This window comes from Anaerocolumna sp. MB42-C2, assembly GCF_030913705.1.
GTDB lineage: Bacteria > Bacillota > Clostridia > Lachnospirales > Lachnospiraceae > Anaerocolumna.
Map to the genome: position 1 here is coordinate 119576 of NZ_CP133190.1, position 18449 is coordinate 138024.

14 protein-coding genes and 1 tRNA gene are annotated in these 18449 nt (G+C 36.5%); 14 read left to right on the forward strand and 1 reads right to left on the reverse strand.

Annotated features, from left to right (window positions below):
- Window positions 1–27 precede the first annotated feature (27 nt).
- From RBU59_RS00600 to RBU59_RS00645, 10 genes are all read left to right on the forward strand, one after another.
- A complete protein-coding gene (locus RBU59_RS00600; RefSeq protein WP_308145948.1) occupies window positions 28–789 on the forward strand; it encodes a bactofilin family protein in 762 nt (253 codons plus the stop codon).
- Window positions 790–941: 152 nt separating this feature from the next.
- Window positions 942–1646, forward strand: coding sequence for a UMP kinase (pyrH, locus tag RBU59_RS00605; protein WP_308145949.1), 705 nt, complete (start codon window positions 942–944; stop codon window positions 1644–1646).
- 91 nt (window positions 1647–1737) lie between these two features.
- Window positions 1738–2292, forward strand: a complete 555-nt coding sequence (frr, locus tag RBU59_RS00610) for a ribosome recycling factor (protein ID WP_308145950.1) — start codon at window positions 1738–1740, stop codon at window positions 2290–2292.
- A 112-nt stretch (window positions 2293–2404) separates the two neighbouring features.
- Complete coding sequence (locus tag RBU59_RS00615) at window positions 2405–3103, forward strand: isoprenyl transferase (protein WP_308148664.1); 699 nt, start codon at window positions 2405–2407, stop codon at window positions 3101–3103.
- Window positions 3104–3118: 15 nt separating this feature from the next.
- Window positions 3119–3916: a phosphatidate cytidylyltransferase gene (locus RBU59_RS00620; protein ID WP_308145951.1), complete on the forward strand. Its 798-nt coding sequence runs from the start codon at window positions 3119–3121 to the stop codon at window positions 3914–3916.
- Window positions 3917–4175: 259 nt separating this feature from the next.
- Window positions 4176–5327, forward strand: coding sequence for a 1-deoxy-D-xylulose-5-phosphate reductoisomerase (locus RBU59_RS00625; RefSeq protein WP_308148665.1), 1152 nt, complete (start codon window positions 4176–4178; stop codon window positions 5325–5327).
- 44 nt (window positions 5328–5371) lie between these two features.
- Entirely contained in the window at window positions 5372–6739 is a 1368-nt protein-coding gene (gene rseP, locus RBU59_RS00630) for an RIP metalloprotease RseP (protein WP_308145952.1), read from the forward strand.
- A 102-nt stretch (window positions 6740–6841) separates the two neighbouring features.
- A complete protein-coding gene (gene ispG, locus RBU59_RS00635; protein ID WP_308145953.1) occupies window positions 6842–7897 on the forward strand; it encodes a flavodoxin-dependent (E)-4-hydroxy-3-methylbut-2-enyl-diphosphate synthase in 1056 nt (351 codons plus the stop codon).
- A 333-nt stretch (window positions 7898–8230) separates the two neighbouring features.
- A complete protein-coding gene (locus RBU59_RS00640; protein ID WP_308145954.1) occupies window positions 8231–12805 on the forward strand; it encodes a PolC-type DNA polymerase III in 4575 nt (1524 codons plus the stop codon).
- 226 nt (window positions 12806–13031) lie between these two features.
- Window positions 13032–13103 (forward strand) — tRNA-Glu (locus tag RBU59_RS00645).
- A 114-nt stretch (window positions 13104–13217) separates the two neighbouring features.
- Here RBU59_RS00645 and RBU59_RS00650 read toward each other — a convergent pair.
- Entirely contained in the window at window positions 13218–13475 is a 258-nt protein-coding gene (locus tag RBU59_RS00650; protein WP_308145955.1) for a hypothetical protein, read from the reverse strand.
- Window positions 13476–13909: 434 nt separating this feature from the next.
- Here RBU59_RS00650 and RBU59_RS00655 point away from each other — a divergent pair, with 434 nt between their 5' ends.
- From RBU59_RS00655 to RBU59_RS00670, 4 genes are all read left to right on the forward strand, one after another.
- On the forward strand, window positions 13910–14539 hold the full coding sequence (locus RBU59_RS00655; protein ID WP_308145956.1) for a flagellar brake protein: 630 nt from the start codon (window positions 13910–13912) through the stop codon (window positions 14537–14539).
- A gap of 397 nt (window positions 14540–14936) precedes the next feature.
- Window positions 14937–17576: an alanine--tRNA ligase gene (gene alaS / locus RBU59_RS00660; protein ID WP_308145957.1), complete on the forward strand. Its 2640-nt coding sequence runs from the start codon at window positions 14937–14939 to the stop codon at window positions 17574–17576.
- A gap of 141 nt (window positions 17577–17717) precedes the next feature.
- Window positions 17718–17894 carry a 30S ribosomal protein S21 gene (gene rpsU, locus RBU59_RS00665; protein WP_033166800.1) on the forward strand — a complete coding sequence of 59 codons (177 nt, stop codon included), beginning with the start codon at window positions 17718–17720 and terminating at the stop codon, window positions 17892–17894.
- Window positions 17895–18027: 133 nt separating this feature from the next.
- On the forward strand, window positions 18028–18402 hold the full coding sequence (locus RBU59_RS00670; protein WP_308145958.1) for a YabP/YqfC family sporulation protein: 375 nt from the start codon (window positions 18028–18030) through the stop codon (window positions 18400–18402).
- Window positions 18403–18449 lie beyond the last annotated feature (47 nt).

Here is an 18449-nt window from a genome sequence, read left to right on the forward strand (position 1 = left end):
TAGGAATTGTATTCAGGAGGATGAAATATGGGGTTTTTTAAGGATTTCAAGGACGATTTATCTCAGGCAGTAAATGAACTATTGCCAGAAGAAGTGTTTGATGGCGATGCGAAGGTTAATACTTTAGAAGATGGAGCAGAAGGAACAGATTCAGAAATTGCTGCTGAAGAGATAGCAGATTCAGATCTGGATGATGACAATGTAGACATGGATATTTTGGATGCCATATTAACTACGGATGAAGATACAAAAGAAGAAAGTCAGGAAGAGAAAGAAGAAACAGAAAACGAATCTGATCAGGAAACTAAGAAAGATACTGACTCCAATGAACCGCCCAGAGATAGCAGTGACGAAGTAACTGTAATAACCAAGGGAACTATACTAACCGGTAACATTACATCAGAAGGTTCTCTGGAAGTTATGGGTACAATAAAAGGTGATATCGAGTGTCAGGGTAAACTATCTATTGTTGGTTTAGTAACCGGAAATTGTATTGCGGCTGAAGTTTATATTGGGGCAAAACGCTTTGAGGGCAGTATTACCAGTGAAAGCAGTATAAAGGTTGGCCTTGGTACAGTGGTAATTGGTGATGTAACAGGCACTTCCTGTGTAATAGCGGGAGCTGTTAAAGGGGATGTGGATGTAAGCGGACCTATAATAATAGATTCTTCAGCAGTAATAAAGGGAAATATTAAAGCCCAATCCATCCAGGTCAATAATGGTGCTGTGATTGACGGTTTCTGTTCTTTATCCTATGCATCCATAGATATTGATAATATCTTTGAATAATGGAAATCTTTGTTCGGATTAACGACTTCAATATCTAGAGCGGATTGTTGAAAGAATAAAATAAAATAGAAAGGACGCCACATTCTGATTCTTTCAACCTATTTTATTGTGGCAGTACCGCAGCAGCTGAGCGGTATATAATGGGTGTTAATATGAACAGATATAAAAGAGTCTTACTGAAATTAAGCGGAGAGGCTTTGGCAGGAGATAAAAAAACCGGTTTTGATGAGACTACCTGCATAGCAGTAGCAAATCAGGTGAAACAGCTGGTAGAAGATGGCGTTGAAGTTGGAGTTGTAATTGGCGGCGGTAACTTCTGGCGGGGAAGGACAAGTGAAACGATTGATCGCACAAAAGCAGATCAGATTGGTATGCTTGCAACTGTCATGAATTGTATTTATGTTTCTGAAATTTTTCGGCATGTCGGAATGAATACGCAGATTCTAACACCTTTTGAATGTGGCAGCATGACCAAACTTTTCTCTAAGGATAGAGCTAACAAGTACTTTAACAAAGGCATGGTAGTTTTTTTAGCAGGCGGTACCGGTCATCCTTATTTCTCCACGGATACCGGTGTAGTTCTGCGTGCAGTTGAATTGGATGCAGATGTTATTTTAATGGCGAAAGCTGTTGATGGTGTTTATGACAGTGATCCAAAAAAGAATCCGAATGCAAAGAGATTTGATGAAATCAGTTTACAGGAAGCCCTGGACCGTAAGCTTGCTGTAGTAGATCTATCAGCAACTGTTCTTAGCTTGGAAAACAAGATGCCAATGCTTGTATTTGCCCTTGAAGAAGAGAATAGTATTGTAAAAGCAGTTCGCGGTGATTTTAAAGGAACCAGAGTAACTGTATAGTAAACGTATTAGCGACTATTCAGCCGCTTAAGATCAACAAATATTGGGATGAACTGAATAGGTGCGAAAATATATCATTGGAGGAATTATTATGGATTCAAGAATCGAACAATACGAAAGCAAAATGATGAAATCTCTAGATAATTTAAAAGAGGAATTTTCAACGATACGTGCAGGAAGAGCAAATCCGCATTTGTTGGATAAGATTAGGGTAGATTACTACGGAACACCGTCAACTCTTCAATCCGTGGCTAATATTTCAGTACCGGAACCAAGAATTATTCAGATACAGCCGTGGGAGAGCAAGTTGATCAAAGAAATTGAAAAAGCTATCATGGCCTCCGATTTAGGTTTAACACCTAATAATGATGGTAAAGTTATTCGTTTAATTTTCCCTGAATTAACAGAGGAAAGAAGAAAAGATTTGGTTAAAGATGTTAAAAAGAGGGCGGAAAATGCGAAAGTAGCAATTCGTAACATAAGAAGAGATGCAAATGATGCCATTAAGAAAATGAATAAAAACAGTGAAATTTCCGAAGATGAAGTAAAAGTGTTGGAGGACAGCATCCAAAAAGTGACAGATAAATATATTAATGATATAGACAAGACGACGGAAGATAAATCTAAAGAAATTCTGACTGTATAAGAATTTAAAAGAGGGGCTGTTGCAAGTGAAATAACACGATGAATAGCAACAGTCCCTTAACTACGAATATTATTTGGAGGTCTCCATGGGAGATAATTATGATCAGGAGGGTATGAAAATACCGGAACATGTTGCTATTATACTAGACGGCAACGGCCGTTGGGCTAAAAAGAAATTAATGCCCAGGAATTATGGGCATGCGCAAGGTAGTAAAAATGTAGAAAAGATTTGTGAAGAGGCATATCACATGGGCGTAAAATATTTGACGGTATACGCGTTTTCTACGGAGAATTGGACCAGACCACAGGATGAGGTCGATACACTTATGAAATTGCTGCGAAGTTACATGAAAGATTGTCTAAAAACAAGCAGTAAAAATAATATGAAAGTAAGAATATTAGGGGATATTTCCAAATTAAACAAGGATATAAAAGAGAGTATTTTAGAGTTGGAAAAAGCATCAGCAGAGAATACAGGACTAAACTTTCAGGTAGCTTTGAATTATGGCGGCAGAGATGAGATTATTAGAAGTATCAAAAAAGTCGCGGCAGATGTAAAAAGTGACAAAATAAGTTTAGATGATATAGATGAAAATAGCTTTAAGGATTATTTGGATACCAAGGGAATACCCGATCCGGACCTTTTGATCAGAACAAGCGGAGAACAGAGGATTTCTAATTTTTTATTATGGCAGATGGCTTACACGGAATTTTACTTTACAAATACATTATGGCCTGACTTTGATAAGAATGAATTAAGGAAGGCATTTGAATACTACAATAGTAGAAATAGAAGATTTGGTGCGGTATAATAGGAGGAAGAGTATATGTTTTGGGTAAGATTCCGTAGTTCCGTAATTCTTGTTATCATTGCAGTAAGTACACTTATATTAGGCGGAGATGTATTGTTTTCTGCAATTTTGGCTATTTCACTCATAGGTATGATGGAGTTATACCGGACCATGAAGTTAAATAAATCTCTTATTGCAATTCTTGGTTACTCAGCAGCTGTATTATTTGATCTTATTATAAAGTTTCACATGGATAAGTATAATATGCTGTTTATCATCCTGTTCTTATTGTTACTAATGATGATTTATGTATTTACTTATCCTAAATACCACGTAGAGGAAATATCAATGATATTTTTTGGTTTATTTTATGTGGCAGTTATGCTTAGTTTTGTATATCAGGTAAGAATGCTTAATGATGGGTTTATACTGGTATGGCTGATTTTTATCGGAGCCTGGGGTTCCGATACCTGTGCTTACTGTGTGGGTATTCTTATAGGTAAACACAAAATATTACCAAAATTAAGTCCTAAAAAATCTCTTGAGGGTTGTATCGGTGGCGTACTTGGAGCGGCGCTTTTAGGTTTTATCTACGCGGTTGTTTTTAGAAACAGGATTGCAGGGGATGGAAATCCTCAAATAGCTTATGCAATAATATGTGCTATTTCAAGTATTATTTCCCAACTAGGTGATTGGGCGGCTTCTGCTATTAAAAGGAATCATAATATTAAAGATTATGGTAATTTAATTCCTGGGCATGGTGGTATCTTAGATCGTTTTGACAGTATTATTTTTGTAGCTCCGGTAGTTTATATGTTATCCAATATGATATGATTATAGAATTATGAAAAGAGAAAATTCAATACGAACCGGAGAGACATATAAACTGTTTCTTCGGTTGTAATCATTTAAAATACATTCGGAAAAATATAACAGTAACAAATATTCAGTTCTGGTGTAATATATATGATAGGGCGTTAGTGTGAAAGAAAATATAATAAACGAAAGGAATGCCACATATTGATTCTTTCAACCTTTTTATTTGTGGCAGTAACACATCTGTGAGCAGATGTGTTATGCAATGGGTATTATGATGAAACATATTTCTATTCTTGGGTCGACCGGTTCTATAGGCACTCAGACTCTGGAAGTTGTCAGATGGAATCAGGATATAATGGTTCATGCGTTAGCAGCGGCCAATAATATAGATTTATTAGAAACGCAGATTCGGGAATTCTCTCCGAAAATCGTTTGCGTTTGGGATGAAAAAAAAGCGAAAGAACTTGCTCTAAGAATTAAAGATTTACCTGTGGCAGTGGTATCCGGGATGGATGGACTAATCAGCTGTGCGACAGAGAAAAATACGGAGACAGTTGTAACCGCAATTGTTGGGATGATAGGAATACAGCCTACTATTGAAGCGATAAAAGCAGGAAAAGATATTGCTATTGCGAATAAAGAAACGTTAGTAACCGCTGGACATATTATTATGCCATTAGTAAAGGAATACGGTGTTAAGCTGTTACCTGTTGACAGTGAACATTCTGCTATTTTTCAAGCGCTTAACAAAGAAGAGACAAATGCGATCAGCCGAATTATTTTAACAGCGTCCGGTGGACCTTTTCGTGGTAAAAAAAGAAATGATTTAGAGAACATACAGGTGGAAGACGCACTGAAACATCCTAACTGGTCTATGGGAAGAAAGATTACCATTGATTCATCCACTATGGTCAATAAAGGGCTGGAAGTTATGGAAGCCAAATGGTTATTTCAAGTTGATTTGGATAGAATACAAGTAGTAATACAGCCCCAGAGTGTAATTCATTCTGCCGTAGAATTTGAAGACGGTGGAATTATTGCCCAGATGGGTACACCGGATATGAAACTTCCGATTCAATATGCCTTATATTACCCGTCCAGAAAAAAACTTCCGGGAACAAGGCTTAACTTTTTTGAACTTGGGAAGTTAACATTTGAAGAACCGGATTTCGAAACCTTTAAAGGGTTAGCTTTGGCTTATCAGGCAGCGGTCGAGGGCGGCAGCCTTCCAACGGTTTATAATGCTGCAAATGAATTAGCAGTTGCCAAATTCTTAAACAGGGAAATTAAATACCTGGATATTGTTGATCTTATTGAGGCAGCTGTAAGAAATCACAAAACCATACAAAATCCATCCGTTTCTGAAATTCTTAATATTGAAACAGAAACATATGATTTTATTAAGAAACTTACTGCAAAAAGATAAATGTGATTGGAATTTATTTTTTTACTAAAATAGAGGAGGTAAGGATGAATATTATTATTGCAATTTTAATATTTAGTTTAATTATTGTTATTCATGAACTGGGTCATTTTCTTCTTGCTAAAAAGAACGGTATATTTGTAACTGAGTTTTCCATTGGTATGGGACCCAGAATAATCTCTTTGGTTAAAACGGAAAAAGGGTATCGACCCAGGCTTTTTTTAAACCAGCATGAGTTTGAATCTACCCCTGAGTGGAAAGATACTACCAAGTATTCCTGGAAGCTGTTTCCTATCGGCGGTTCCTGCATAATGATGGGTGAGGACGAGATTGTTGAAGATGATAGAGCTTTTAGCAAAAAAGGTGTATGGGCAAGAATTTCTGTAGTTGTAGCCGGACCGTTTTTTAATTTTATATTAGCTTTTATATTAGCGATGTTTATAATCGGTGTTGTTGGTTATGATCCTGCATCTATTACAAGTGTGGCAAAAGATTCACCTGCAGCGAATGCAGGAATTCAGGTTGGTGATGTAGTTACGAATATTAACGGAGATAACATAGATATTGGCAGAGATTTATTAACTTATCTGCAATTTAACCCAATAAACGGTGATGAGGTAACTTTAACTTATCAAAGAGATGGTAAAAAAAATCCAGTCACCTTAAAACCGCTTATGGTGAAAACATATATGCTGGGATTAGGTTATACACCAGATAATGCAGCAGCAACGATCAATACCTCCGGTTATGAAAATATGCCTTTATCGAAAGCCGGCTTGCAAAACGGTGATGTTATCGTTAAGATTAATAATACCGCTATTAAAGACGGCAATGCATTAAATCAGTATTTTCATGATAATCCATTATCAGACCAGCCAGTTTCCATAACATATACCAGGGAAGGAAAAGAGACAACTGTGGAAATCACACCTGTTTTTATTAATGAAAATTACAGTATAGGAATATCTGTAAATTCAGCGAGAGTTAAAACAGATGCTTTCGGGGTTGTAAAATATAGTGCAGTTGAAGTAAAATATTGGATTAAAACCACAATCCAGAGTTTAGTTCAGATTATTAAAGGTAAAATCAGCAAAAATGATATTGCAGGCCCAGTGGGTATTGTAAGTTATATTGGTGATACTTATCAAGCCAGTAAAAGTGAGGGAATTTTATCCGTATTTTTAAGCTTGTCTTATATAAGCATTTTACTTAGTGCCAACTTAGGTGTTATGAACCTGCTGCCTATACCGGCACTGGACGGAGGACGACTGGTATTTCTTATATTAGAATTATTCCGTGGTAAACCTGTGGACCAGAATAAAGAAGGTCTAGTTCATATGATTGGCTTGGTTGCATTAATGATACTCATGGTATTTGTAATGTTTAATGATATCAGCAGACTTTTTAATTCATAAGCTGCATTATAAACATAGACTAATTGTTTTAGGCTGGATAACATCTGTCTTAAGGCAGTTAGTCTATGAGTTTATAGAGGATAATAAAGGAGAGCTTCTTTTATGAGAAAAAATACAAAATTAATACAAATTGGAAATAAAGTAATCGGCGGAGGTAATCCGATCCTGATTCAGTCTATGACAAATACGAAAACGGAAGATGTACAAGCTACCGTTAAGCAAATATTAGAACTGGAAGCGGCGGGCTGTGAAATAATAAGGAGTGCAGTTCCTACCATGGAAGCAGCCAAAGCCTTTCGTGAAATTAAAAAACAGATTCATATACCGTTGGTGGCTGATATCCATTTTGATTACCGCCTGGCGATAGCCGCAATGGAAAACGGTGCTGATAAAATCCGTATCAATCCGGGTAATATAGGCACTAATGATAAATTAAAAGCAGTAATTGATACGGCGAAAGAAAGAAATATACCGATTCGTGTTGGAGTGAACAGCGGTTCCTTAGAAAAAGAACTGGTTTCCAAATACCGTGGGGTTACAGCAGAGGGTCTGGTTGAAAGCGCTTTGGATAAAGTTCATATCATTGAAGACTTGGGTTATGACAATCTGGTAATCAGCATTAAATCTTCAGATGTATTAATGTGTATAAAAGCACATGAGCTTATAGCAGAACAGACTGTATATCCTTTACATGTGGGGATTACAGAAGCCGGTACCGTAATAGCAGGTAATATTAAGTCTGCTGTTGGATTAGGGATAATGCTTTATGAGGGAATTGGTGATACGATTCGAGTGTCATTAACAGGTAACCCCTTAGAGGAAGTGAAAGCTGCAAAAATAATATTAAAAACCTTAGGCCTAAGAAAAGGCGGTGTGGAATTGGTATCCTGTCCTACCTGCGGAAGAACCCAGATTGATTTAATAAAATTGGCAAGTGATGTAGAAGATATGATTCAGGATATAGATCTTGATATTAAAGTAGCGGTAATGGGGTGTGCGGTAAATGGACCTGGTGAGGCGAAAGAGGCTGATATCGGAATTGCCGGCGGAAGAGGAGAAGGTATCCTTATTAAAAAAGGAGAAATTATCCGAAAGGTTCCGGAACAGGAACTGTTAACTGCACTCAGGGAAGAATTATTAAAAATGCAAAATTTATAAATAAATCATAGTAACAATAATCAAGTCAGAAACAATATGACAATACTGGTTGTTACTGTTTGCTCCCCTGCAAAAAGCAGCAGTTCCGCGAACAATAACACGTTTCGCGATGCACACAAAACGAGGGGGCAGCGTTCCTGCGCTGCAATTCTCCGGTTTTCTGTGACAATTCACTCACAAAAAACACCGCGTTGTTGCCTGTGAACAGTAACTACTGGTTTCTCAGGTTAATAAGTACTATAAATACGATGTTTAAAGCAATTAATAGAACTGCTATATTGAAATTATTATATATAATTTTCAATGTAAATTATTAAGAAAAGGGGATTGGATATGGGGATGCTTTTTTTTGAAGTCTTTGACCAGTTATCAGATCTTCCGAAAAATTTGGAGAATTTTTTTGGGGAAGTTATAGTAGAAAAAGTTTCCGTATCTAAATCTACTGCGGAAGTTAAAATATATATGCAGAGTAACCGGCTGCTTCAAAGACAGATTATTAAAAAAATGGAATACCAACTTAAAAAACAGCTTTTTGCGTCAGCTCCGAATTCTGTTGTATTATGTGACAATTACATATTATCAGCCCAATATACACCGGAGAAACTATTTGAAATTTACCATGAGAGTATATTAGAGGAATTTCGGGAAAGAAGTATATTAGAATATAATGTTTTTGAATTAGCTGAAATTACTTTCGAAGAAAATGTTATTATTTTTAAATGTGAAGAGAATTTTCTTATTAGAAAGGTATCCGGCGATGTTATAAAACATCTATCGGATATGTATAAAAACAGATTTCATTTTGATGTAACGGTTCGTTTTGATTATTATGAACCGGAGAAAAAAGATGAAGCCGACAAGCCGGAATATGAATTTGTTACCAGAACAGGTGAAATAAGTCGTGAAACTCCATCTTCTTATGCCAGAGCAGAGCAGAATAAAACGGATGATTTAGCTGCTGCTGCATATGTACAGGAGTTAAGAGAGAATCAGATATCTCAGGGCGGAGAAACTGTTAAATCCGTTACTACGAATACCTCCATGGATATCTCCACGGATATCTCCATGGATACGAAAGCAGTTTCAAAAGAGGCCCCTGGTGATAATAAAAACGCGTACGGGAAGAAATCCTATGACAAAAGTAAATATAGTTATAAAAAGGTGATTAATGATCCGGATACCATCTATGGGAAAGGATTTGAAGGAGAAGCAATTCCTATTTCGGAAGTTCAGGATGAAATAGGAGAAGTTGTTATCCGCGGTAAAATATTAAATGTAGAGGCCAGGGAACTTAGGAACGAAAAAACCATTATTATTTTTACCGTTACAGATTTCACCGATTCCATACAAGGTAAAATTTTCATTAAAACGGAAGAAGCCGGAGAAGTAATCAATGTATTAAAAAAAGGCCGGTTTATAAAACTTAAAGGTATGGCTTTAATGGATAAATATGATCATGAAGTTACTATAGGTTCTATTGTAGGTATTAAGACAATACCGGATTTTACTACAACCAAGATGGATACCAGTCCTGTCAAACGTGTAGAACTCCATGCCCATACCATGATGAGTGATATGGATGCCGTGGTAGATGTAAAAGATTTAGTAAAGAGAGCATTTGCGTGGGGGCATAAAGCGGTTGCCATTACGGATCATGGAGTTGTACAATCTTTTCCGGAAGCTAATCATACATTAAGTAAAAAGGATTATCCCGAATCAGAATGGGATCGACTTAAAGAGTTTAAAGTGATCTATGGTGTAGAAGCATACTTAGTTGATGATTTAAAAGAAATAGTCGTGAATCAAAAGGGACAATCCCTAGATGATTCTTATATAGTTTTTGATATTGAAACTACTGGTTTTGGCCCGGTAAAGGATAAAATTATTGAAATAGGTGCGGTGAAAGTAGTTAACGGTGAGATCATTGACAAATTCAGTACCTTTATCAATCCTGAAATACCGATTCCATATGAAATAGAAGAACTCACCGGCATAAAAGATGAAATGGTGTTAGATTATCCGACTATTGATATAATTTTACCTAAGTTCTTAGATTTTTGTTCAGGATGTGCTTTGGTTGCACATAATGCTAACTTTGATGTCAGTTTTATTACTAAGAAATCAGAAGAACTTGGGATTGAAACGGATTTTACCGTAATTGATACGGTTGGATTAGCACGTATTCTATTGCCGGATTTAAGCAGATATAAATTAAATACGGTTGCAAAGGCTTTAAATATATCCCTTGAGAATCATCACCGTGCCGTAGATGATGCCGGCGCAACAGCTGAAATCTTTGTAAAGTTTGTTGCAATGCTAAAAGATATGGATGTACATAATATTGATATGATCAATTCTCTGGGTAAGTTGTCACCGGATGCCATAAAAAAACTTCCTACGTATCATGCTATTATTTTAGCATGTAACGATATCGGAAGAGTTAACTTATATAAATTAATATCACTGTCTCATATCGAGTATTATAATAAACGGCCCCGTATACCTAAAAGTTTGTTTATGGAAAACAGAGAAGGCTTGCTGATTGGATCAGCCTGTGAAGCGGGAGAATTATATCAGGCGATATTAAGGGAGCAACCGCCGGAAGAAATCAACAGACTGGTGAATTTTTATGATTACCTGGAGATACAGCCACTAGGTAATAACGAATTCATGATAAGAAGTGATAAAATAAATATTAATTCTAAAGAAGAATTAATGGATATTAACCGCAGAATTGTGAAATTAGGTGAAGAATCGGGTAAGCCGGTAGTTGCTACCTGTGATGTGCATTTTTTGGATCCGGAGGATGAAATTTACAGAAGAATTATCATGGCCGGTAAGGGATTTAAAGATGCGGATGACCAGGCACCTTTATATTTCCGTACAACCGAGGAAATGCTGGAAGAATTTATGTATTTAGGCAGAGACAAAGCATATGAGGTTGTTATTACCAATTCTAATAAAATAGCAGATAGAATAGAAAAAATATCTCCGGTACGTCCAGATAAATGTCCTCCGGTAATTGAGGATTCCGATAAAACACTGAGAGATATCTGTTATAATAAAGCTCATTCCATGTATGGTCCGAATCTGCCAAAACAAGTAGAAGAACGTTTGGAACATGAGCTCCATTCTATTATTACCAACGGTTTTGCCGTTATGTATATTATTGCTCAAAAGCTTGTTTGGAAATCCAATGAAGACGGATATCTGGTAGGTTCCAGAGGTTCCGTAGGTTCCTCTTTTGTTGCTACCATGTCTGGTATTACCGAGGTTAATCCGTTGGCGGCCCATTATTACTGCACGAACTGCTTTTATTCGGATTTTGATTCCGAAGAGGTGAAAGCATATTCCGGCAGTTCCGGATGTGATATGCCGGATAAACTGTGTCCGGTATGCGGAAAACCTTTGAGTAAAGATGGTCATGATATACCGTTTGAAACATTTTTGGGATTTAATGGAGATAAGGAACCGGATATTGACCTTAACTTTTCCGGTGAATACCAGAGTAAGGCACATGATTATACGGAAGTTATATTTGGTAAAGGACATACTTTCCGTGCCGGAACTATTGGTACTCTGGCCGATAAAACCGCATACGGATATGTCTTAAAGTATTATGAAGAAAGAGGCCAGCATAGAAGAAGAGCCGAAATTGAACGTATTGTAAGCGGCTGCGTTGGCGTCAGAAGAACAACAGGTCAGCATCCGGGAGGTATTATTGTATTACCCCATGGAGAAGAAATCTATTCCTTTACACCGGTACAGCGTCCGGCTAATGATATGACAACGAAAACTATAACCACTCACTTTGATTATCATTCCATTGACCATAATCTTTTAAAATTAGACATTCTGGGACACGATGATCCTACCATGATTCGTATGTTAGAAGATCTAACCGGATTAGATGCGAAAACTATCCGGCTTGATGATGAAAAGGTTTTATCCTTATTTGATAACTTAAGTGCGCTGAGTTTAAAACCTGAGGATTTGGGTGGCTGTGATCTGGGATGTCTTGGTATACCGGAATTTGGAACGGATTTCGTTATGCAGATGCTTCGTGATACAAAACCCAAGAATTTCTCAGACCTTGTCAGAATATCCGGACTTTCCCATGGTACTGACGTTTGGCTGAATAATGCCCAGACATTAATAACGGAAGGAAAATGTACCCTTGGAACAGCAATCTGTACCCGTGATGATATTATGACCTATCTCATTCATACAGGTGTAGACAGCGGCCATTCCTTTAAAATAATGGAAAGCGTGCGTAAAGGAAAAGGCCTTACTTCTGAAATGGAAGAAGAAATGCTTGCAGCGGGAGTACCGGATTGGTATATCTGGTCCTGTAAACGTATTAAATATATGTTCCCGAAAGCCCATGCAGCCGCTTATGTTATGATGGCTTTCCGTATTGCTTACTTTAAGGTTTATTATCCTTTGGCTTATTACGCCGCTTATTTTAGTATTCGTGCTTCTGCCTTTAACTATGAATTAATGTGTCTTGGCCGTGAAAGGCTGGAACGTTATATGGCAGATTATAAGAGAAGAGGTAATGAATTATCCAAGAAAGAACAGGATAGTCTAAAAGATATGAAGATTGTTCAGGAGATGTATGCCAGAGGTATTGAATTTATGCCAATTGATATTTATAGGGCGAAAGCACATCATTTTCAGATAATTGACAATAAATTAATGCCCTCCTTAAGCACCATAGACGGATTGGGTGATAAAGCTGCTGATGCGGTAGTGGAGGCAGTCGGTGATGGTAAATTCCTGTCAAGAGATGATTTCAGAAGCCGCTGTAAGGTAAGTTCTACAGTTGTAGACTTAATGGTGGATTTAGATTTATTGGGTGATTTGCCGATATCCAATCAGATTTCCTTGATGGACTTTTTACAGTGAAAATTATCAGCAAGTAAAATGATGCAAAACAGAAAGAAACTGCCGTACTAAGAAATTAGAGCGGCAGTTATGCTTAAAATCAATATCTATATATAATATTGATCAGTATAGTTATTATATAATAAGTGATTTACCATATTGAATCTATTATTAAAATTTTTTGAAAAACTTTAATAATAGTACTTGCAATCTTAATAAAAATGTTATATAATACTAAATGTTGTAAGGCTCATTGGTCAAGTGGTCAAGATGTGGCATTCTCAGTGCTGAGACAGGGGTTCGACTCCCCTATGAGCTGTTTTAAATAAATAGATATAAAAAAACTGAAACATATTTTATGTGTTTCAGTTTTTTAGTGTCCGCAAAAAAAGGATAGACATTAATTGTCTATCCTATTAGGTAATATTAAATACTACTTATAAGTATTATGATATTTGTTCGAAGATTTAAAATTATAGATCGGGCATAAAATTCTCCATTTTTTGTGAGAAAGAGCTCTGGAGCTACCGGATCGTATGAAGCGGTAATAGGAATAATCCAAAACTTTATTAAAAATAAAAACTGTAACAGCAAAAATAACTACCCAAGGAATAATGGGTTCAATCGGTAATAAAAAATATTTTATATAAGTATTCCAAATCATCTCATTGGTTAATAAATCAGCTAACATATCCTACCTCCGTTTTCTTAGTGCATAAATACCTGCTTTTGGCAGATTCCATTTAAATTATATATAGTATAGTGTATAAGTGTTTCACTGTAAAGTTAGAATTTGATTAAAATAGATAATGTTGCATTCATTAGTTACTGTTCACTGGCAACAACTAGACGTGTTTTTTGTGAGTGTATTGTCAAAGAAAACCGGAGAATTGCAGCGCAGGAACGCTGTCTCCTCGTTTTGTTTGCATCGCAAAGCGTGTTATTGTTCACGGAACGGCTGCTTTTTGCAGGGCAGCGAATCTACATATCCCTAATAATTTATCAAAATATGTAACAATAGGCAAAATAAGGTATTATATTGACGACAAGATATTTCCATATAATCCCTGTTTAAATTGATTCTCCGCTGTCCATATGTTAAAATTCCTATAGGAGGAGAGCGGTATGAGGTTAATTGATTTGCCGGATCATGCTAAATTGGAGCTTCGTTTTATGTTTAAAGGTAAAAATTATAGTATGAAAGTGGAAGCACAGATGAATTTAGTAAATACCATATTCATACAAGCAATTAGTTGTAATGGGGCACCTATAGATAATATGGAAGTAAATGATCCGGTTTTAATTTATAAAACTGAAAAGGGATTATATTTATTTAAAGATGCGGAATATAAACTGGTACATATTAAAGGAGTTAATATGTATGCTGTAACCTGTCAGAAGGAAGCAGATAAAATAAATCGTCGATCAGCATACCGCGTCTATATTAATGAACCGATAAAACTGAAGTTAACCAAACTGAACGGAACTAAAATTGAACTATCAGGAATTTTAAAAGATCTAAGCTTAACAGGTATGGGTATTATTTTACCATATAAAGGCGATGACATAAAAACTATGGAGATACAACTGGAGCTTGGTAGAAACACCGATATAAACTTAATCGGAAGAATAGTAAGGATAAAGGAATTGGCTAATAATAAGGGTTATCTTTATGGCTGTAGTTTTCAGACACAAAAAGAGGCGCTTAGCCGTTACATCATCAGCCGGCAAATGCGTAACAAAATCCATGAGTAATAAAATCTAAAAATAACAATAATAAAAATCATGAGTAACAATAAAAGGGCAGGACGCGTTCCTGCCCTTAATAATGCCGGATAAAGAGATTATTTTGATTACTGTTCACAGACAACGCAACGTGTTCTTTGTGAGTGTATTGACACAGAAAACCGGCGAATTGCAGCGTAGGAATGCTGTCTCCTCGTTTTGTGTGCATCGCGAAGCGTGTTATTGTTCACAACACTGCTGGTTTTTGCAGGGATGTGAACAATAACCGTATTTTATTTTACATTCTGTATCAATCCGTACATTTTATTGACAAATATTTAATTAATACTTATAATAAATTACTAGCGATTCACCTAATTAAGGGAATTAACGAAATATGATAAATTATGCGCAGGAGGCAGATAGAGTGAAGGCATACGGAGTAAATGAACTAAGGAAAATGTACTTAGATTTCTTTGAAAGCAAAGATCATCTTAAAATGAACAGTTTTTCTCTTGTTCCTCAAAATGACAAGAGTTTATTATTAATTAATTCAGGTATGGCACCATTAAAACCATATTTTACAGGACAGGAGATTCCGCCTCGTAACAGAATAACTACCTGTCAGAAATGCATCCGTACCGGCGATATTGAAAATGTCGGTAAAACAGCAAGACATGGTACTTTCTTTGAGATGCTGGGCAATTTCTCATTTGGGGATTATTTTAAAACGGAAGCAATACATTGGTCCTGGGAATTCTTAACAGAAGTTGTAGGGCTAGAAGCTAACCGCCTATATCCTTCAGTTTATTTAGATGATGATGAAGCTTTTGATATATGGAATAAAGAGATTGGTATTCCGGCAGAAAATATCTTTCGTTTTGGTAAAGAGGATAATTTCTGGGAACACGGTGCAGGCCCTTGTGGTCCTTGTTCTGAAATCTATTATGACCGAGGCGAAAAATATGGCTGCAAAAAACCGGATTGTACGGTAGGTTGTGAATGTGATCGTTATATTGAAGTTTGGAATAATGTTTTTACTCAGTTTGAAGGGGACGGCAACGGTAATTATACGGAACTAAGTAATAAAAACATAGATACCGGTATGGGTCTTGAGAGGCTGGCAACAGTAGTACAGGATGTAGACTCTATTTTTGATGTGGATACAATAAAGGCTCTTCGTGATAAAGTATGTGAAGTAGCTGGTGTTGCTTACAAGAAGGATGCAAAGATTGATGTATCTATACGACTGATTACGGATCATATCCGTTCCGTAACGTTTATGATCTCAGATGGCATCATCCCGTCAAACGAAGGCAGGGGTTATGTCCTCAGAAGATTATTAAGACGTGCTGCTAGACATGGAAGATTATTAGGGATAAAAGACCGTTTTCTTGCCACGCTTAGTACAACCGTTATTAAGGAATCCAAAGACGGATATCCGGAACTGGAAGAGAAAAAAGATTATATCCTAAAATTATTAACCATAGAAGAAGATAATTTTAACAAGACCATAGATCAGGGGCTTACCATTTTATCAGAATTAGAAGATACGATGGTAAAGGATGGAACAAAGACTTTATCCGGTGAGGATGCATTTAAGTTATATGATACCTATGGATTTCCACTGGATTTAACAAAAGAGATATTAGAAGAAAAAGGGTTCAAAGTGGATGAAGAGGGCTTTCAGAAAGCAATGAAAGTCCAGAGAGAGACTGCAAGAAGTGCGCGTGCTGTTACAAATTATATGGGAACGGATGAAACAGTATATCAGCAATTAGATCCTGTCTTAACTTCCGCTTTTGTTGGATATGATAAGGTTTCCCATTCTTCAAAAATCATGGCGTTAACTACGGAATCAGAAGTAACAGAGGAATTAATAGCTGGACAGAGCGGAACCATATTTACAGAGGAAACTCCGTTTTATGCAACCAGCGGCGGTCAGGCTGCCGATACCGGTATTATCACTACAGTAGATGCAGAATTCGAAGTAGAAGATACCATTAAATTACAAGGTGGCAAAATCGGACATGTCGGTAAAGTAACCCGGGGTCTGTTTAAATTATCAGAAAAAGTTAATTTGAGCATAGATGTTAACAGAAGATTAGCTACCGGCAAAAATCACAGTGCAACTCACCTTTTGCAGAAAGCCCTGCGTTTAGTATTAGGTTCTCACGTAGAACAGGCAGGTTCTTTAGTAACGAATGAAAGACTTCGCTTCGACTTTACTCATTTCTCTGCCCTGACTAAGGAAGAAATCCAGAGAGTAGAAGAAATCGTTAATGCTGAAATAGCGGAAGCTCTGCCGGTTCATACGGATATTATGACAATTGAAGAGGCTAAGAAAACCGGTGCGATGGCACTATTTGGCGAAAAATATGGTGATAATGTAAGAGTAGTATCCATGGGAGGATTCAGCAAGGAATTATGCGGCGGAACCCATGTAAGTAATACCGGTAATATACTTGTATTTAAAATTGTATCTGAGACAGGTGTAGCTGCCGGTGTAAGAAGAATTGAAGCACTTACTGCTGTTGGAGTTTTCGCTTATTATAACGAACTTGAGAAAGAGTTAAATCTTGCAGCAAAAGCAGCTAAAACTGAACCGGTTAATTTAACCAAGAAAATAGAAGCTTTCCAGGAAGAAATCAAGGCCTTGCTGTCTGAAAATGAAAAATTAAAAAATAAATTAGCAAAAGATGCATTAGGTGATGTAATGAATCAGGTTACGGAAGTGAAAGGTGTTAAATTATTAGCAGCAAAAGTGCCTGATGTAGATATGAATGGATTACGTAATCTTGGTGATCAATTAAAAGATAAATTAGGTGATGGTGTAGTAATCTTAGCTTCGGCAATGGCTGATAAGGTCAATTTAATAGCTATGGCAACGGATACTGCAATGGCAAAAGGTGCTCATGCAGGAAACCTAATTAAGGAACTGGCTGTTTTAGTAGGCGGTGGTGGTGGCGGCCGTCCAAATATGGCGCAAGCCGGCGGCAAGAATCCCGCGGGAATTGATGCTGTAGTGGAAAAGGCACCAAAAACTTTAGAAAACCAATTAAAATAATTCATAAAAAATTAAAACCATGTATAAAAAATGGTTGACGAAAAAAAATTTTATGCTATAATCATAATAGTGCTATTCAAAAAATACCCAAACAGTTGTATAGGCACAATACACAACTGGAGGGAGGTTAGGTGTGAGACTATGTCAAATGTTATTGTAAAAGATAATGAGACTTTAGATAGTGCTCTACGTCGATTCAAGAGAAACTGTGCGAAGGCAGGTATTCAACAAGAAATCCGTAAAAGAGAGCATTATGAAAAGCCGAGTGTAAGACGTAAGAAAAAGTCTGAAGCAGCTCGTAAGCGTAAATTTAAATAGTGGATAATATCTACAAAGGTAAGCCCTTGAGCCCATATGGTTCAGGGGTTTTTATTTGCGCATGTTATGTCATAAGACATGAATTATTCCCATATATTCTATAATAGCACTTAAATAGTATGGAGTGGTATGGATGAACAAAAAAGTCAAATCCAATCATAAGAAATTCAAGCAAAAATCCAATAAAGAATTATATAATCATATTGATAAAAAGAAAAAAAAGGAAGAAACAGAACGTATAACTTATCTCGAAATACTCTCCAGTCAATTAAAACTCCCCTCCGATATGCTGGCAGGAGCTCCGATTGTTACTGCATTAGGCAGAAATGAGGTATGCATAGAGAATTATAAGGGAATTCTTGAGTATAACAGTGCACTGATTAAAATACTTACTAAAATTGGATGTATTCATATTGAGGGTAAAAATCTTAATATTTCCTATTTTACCAACGATGAAATGAAAATAACCGGCATGATTTTTTCTATTAATTATGTAAACAATAAATAATTCTGCACAATGAAACAAAAGCAAAATCTTAAATTTTTAGTACTGGA

Excerpts from the sequence above, each read along its gene's own strand:
- RBU59_RS00620 (WP_308145951.1), top strand. The coding sequence starts at position 3,119 with ATGTTTTGGGTAAGATTCCGTAGTTCCGTAATTCTTGTTATCATTGCA.
- frr (WP_308145950.1), top strand. The coding sequence starts at position 1,738 with ATGGATTCAAGAATCGAACAATACGAAAGCAAAATGATGAAATCTCTA.
- RBU59_RS00625 (WP_308148665.1), top strand. The coding sequence starts at position 4,176 with ATGAAACATATTTCTATTCTTGGGTCGACCGGTTCTATAGGCACTCAG.
- RBU59_RS00650 (WP_308145955.1), bottom strand. The coding sequence starts at position 13,475 with ATGTTAGCTGATTTATTAACCAATGAGATGATTTGGAATACTTATATA.
- rseP (WP_308145952.1), top strand. The coding sequence starts at position 5,372 with ATGAATATTATTATTGCAATTTTAATATTTAGTTTAATTATTGTTATT.
- RBU59_RS00670 (WP_308145958.1), top strand. The coding sequence starts at position 18,028 with ATGAACAAAAAAGTCAAATCCAATCATAAGAAATTCAAGCAAAAATCC.
- rpsU (WP_033166800.1), top strand. The coding sequence starts at position 17,718 with ATGTCAAATGTTATTGTAAAAGATAATGAGACTTTAGATAGTGCTCTA.
- pyrH (WP_308145949.1), top strand. The coding sequence starts at position 942 with ATGAACAGATATAAAAGAGTCTTACTGAAATTAAGCGGAGAGGCTTTG.
- RBU59_RS00640 (WP_308145954.1), top strand. The coding sequence starts at position 8,231 with ATGGGGATGCTTTTTTTTGAAGTCTTTGACCAGTTATCAGATCTTCCG.
- ispG (WP_308145953.1), top strand. The coding sequence starts at position 6,842 with ATGAGAAAAAATACAAAATTAATACAAATTGGAAATAAAGTAATCGGC.
- RBU59_RS00615 (WP_308148664.1), top strand. The coding sequence starts at position 2,405 with ATGAAAATACCGGAACATGTTGCTATTATACTAGACGGCAACGGCCGT.
- RBU59_RS00600 (WP_308145948.1), top strand. The coding sequence starts at position 28 with ATGGGGTTTTTTAAGGATTTCAAGGACGATTTATCTCAGGCAGTAAAT.
- RBU59_RS00655 (WP_308145956.1), top strand. The coding sequence starts at position 13,910 with ATGAGGTTAATTGATTTGCCGGATCATGCTAAATTGGAGCTTCGTTTT.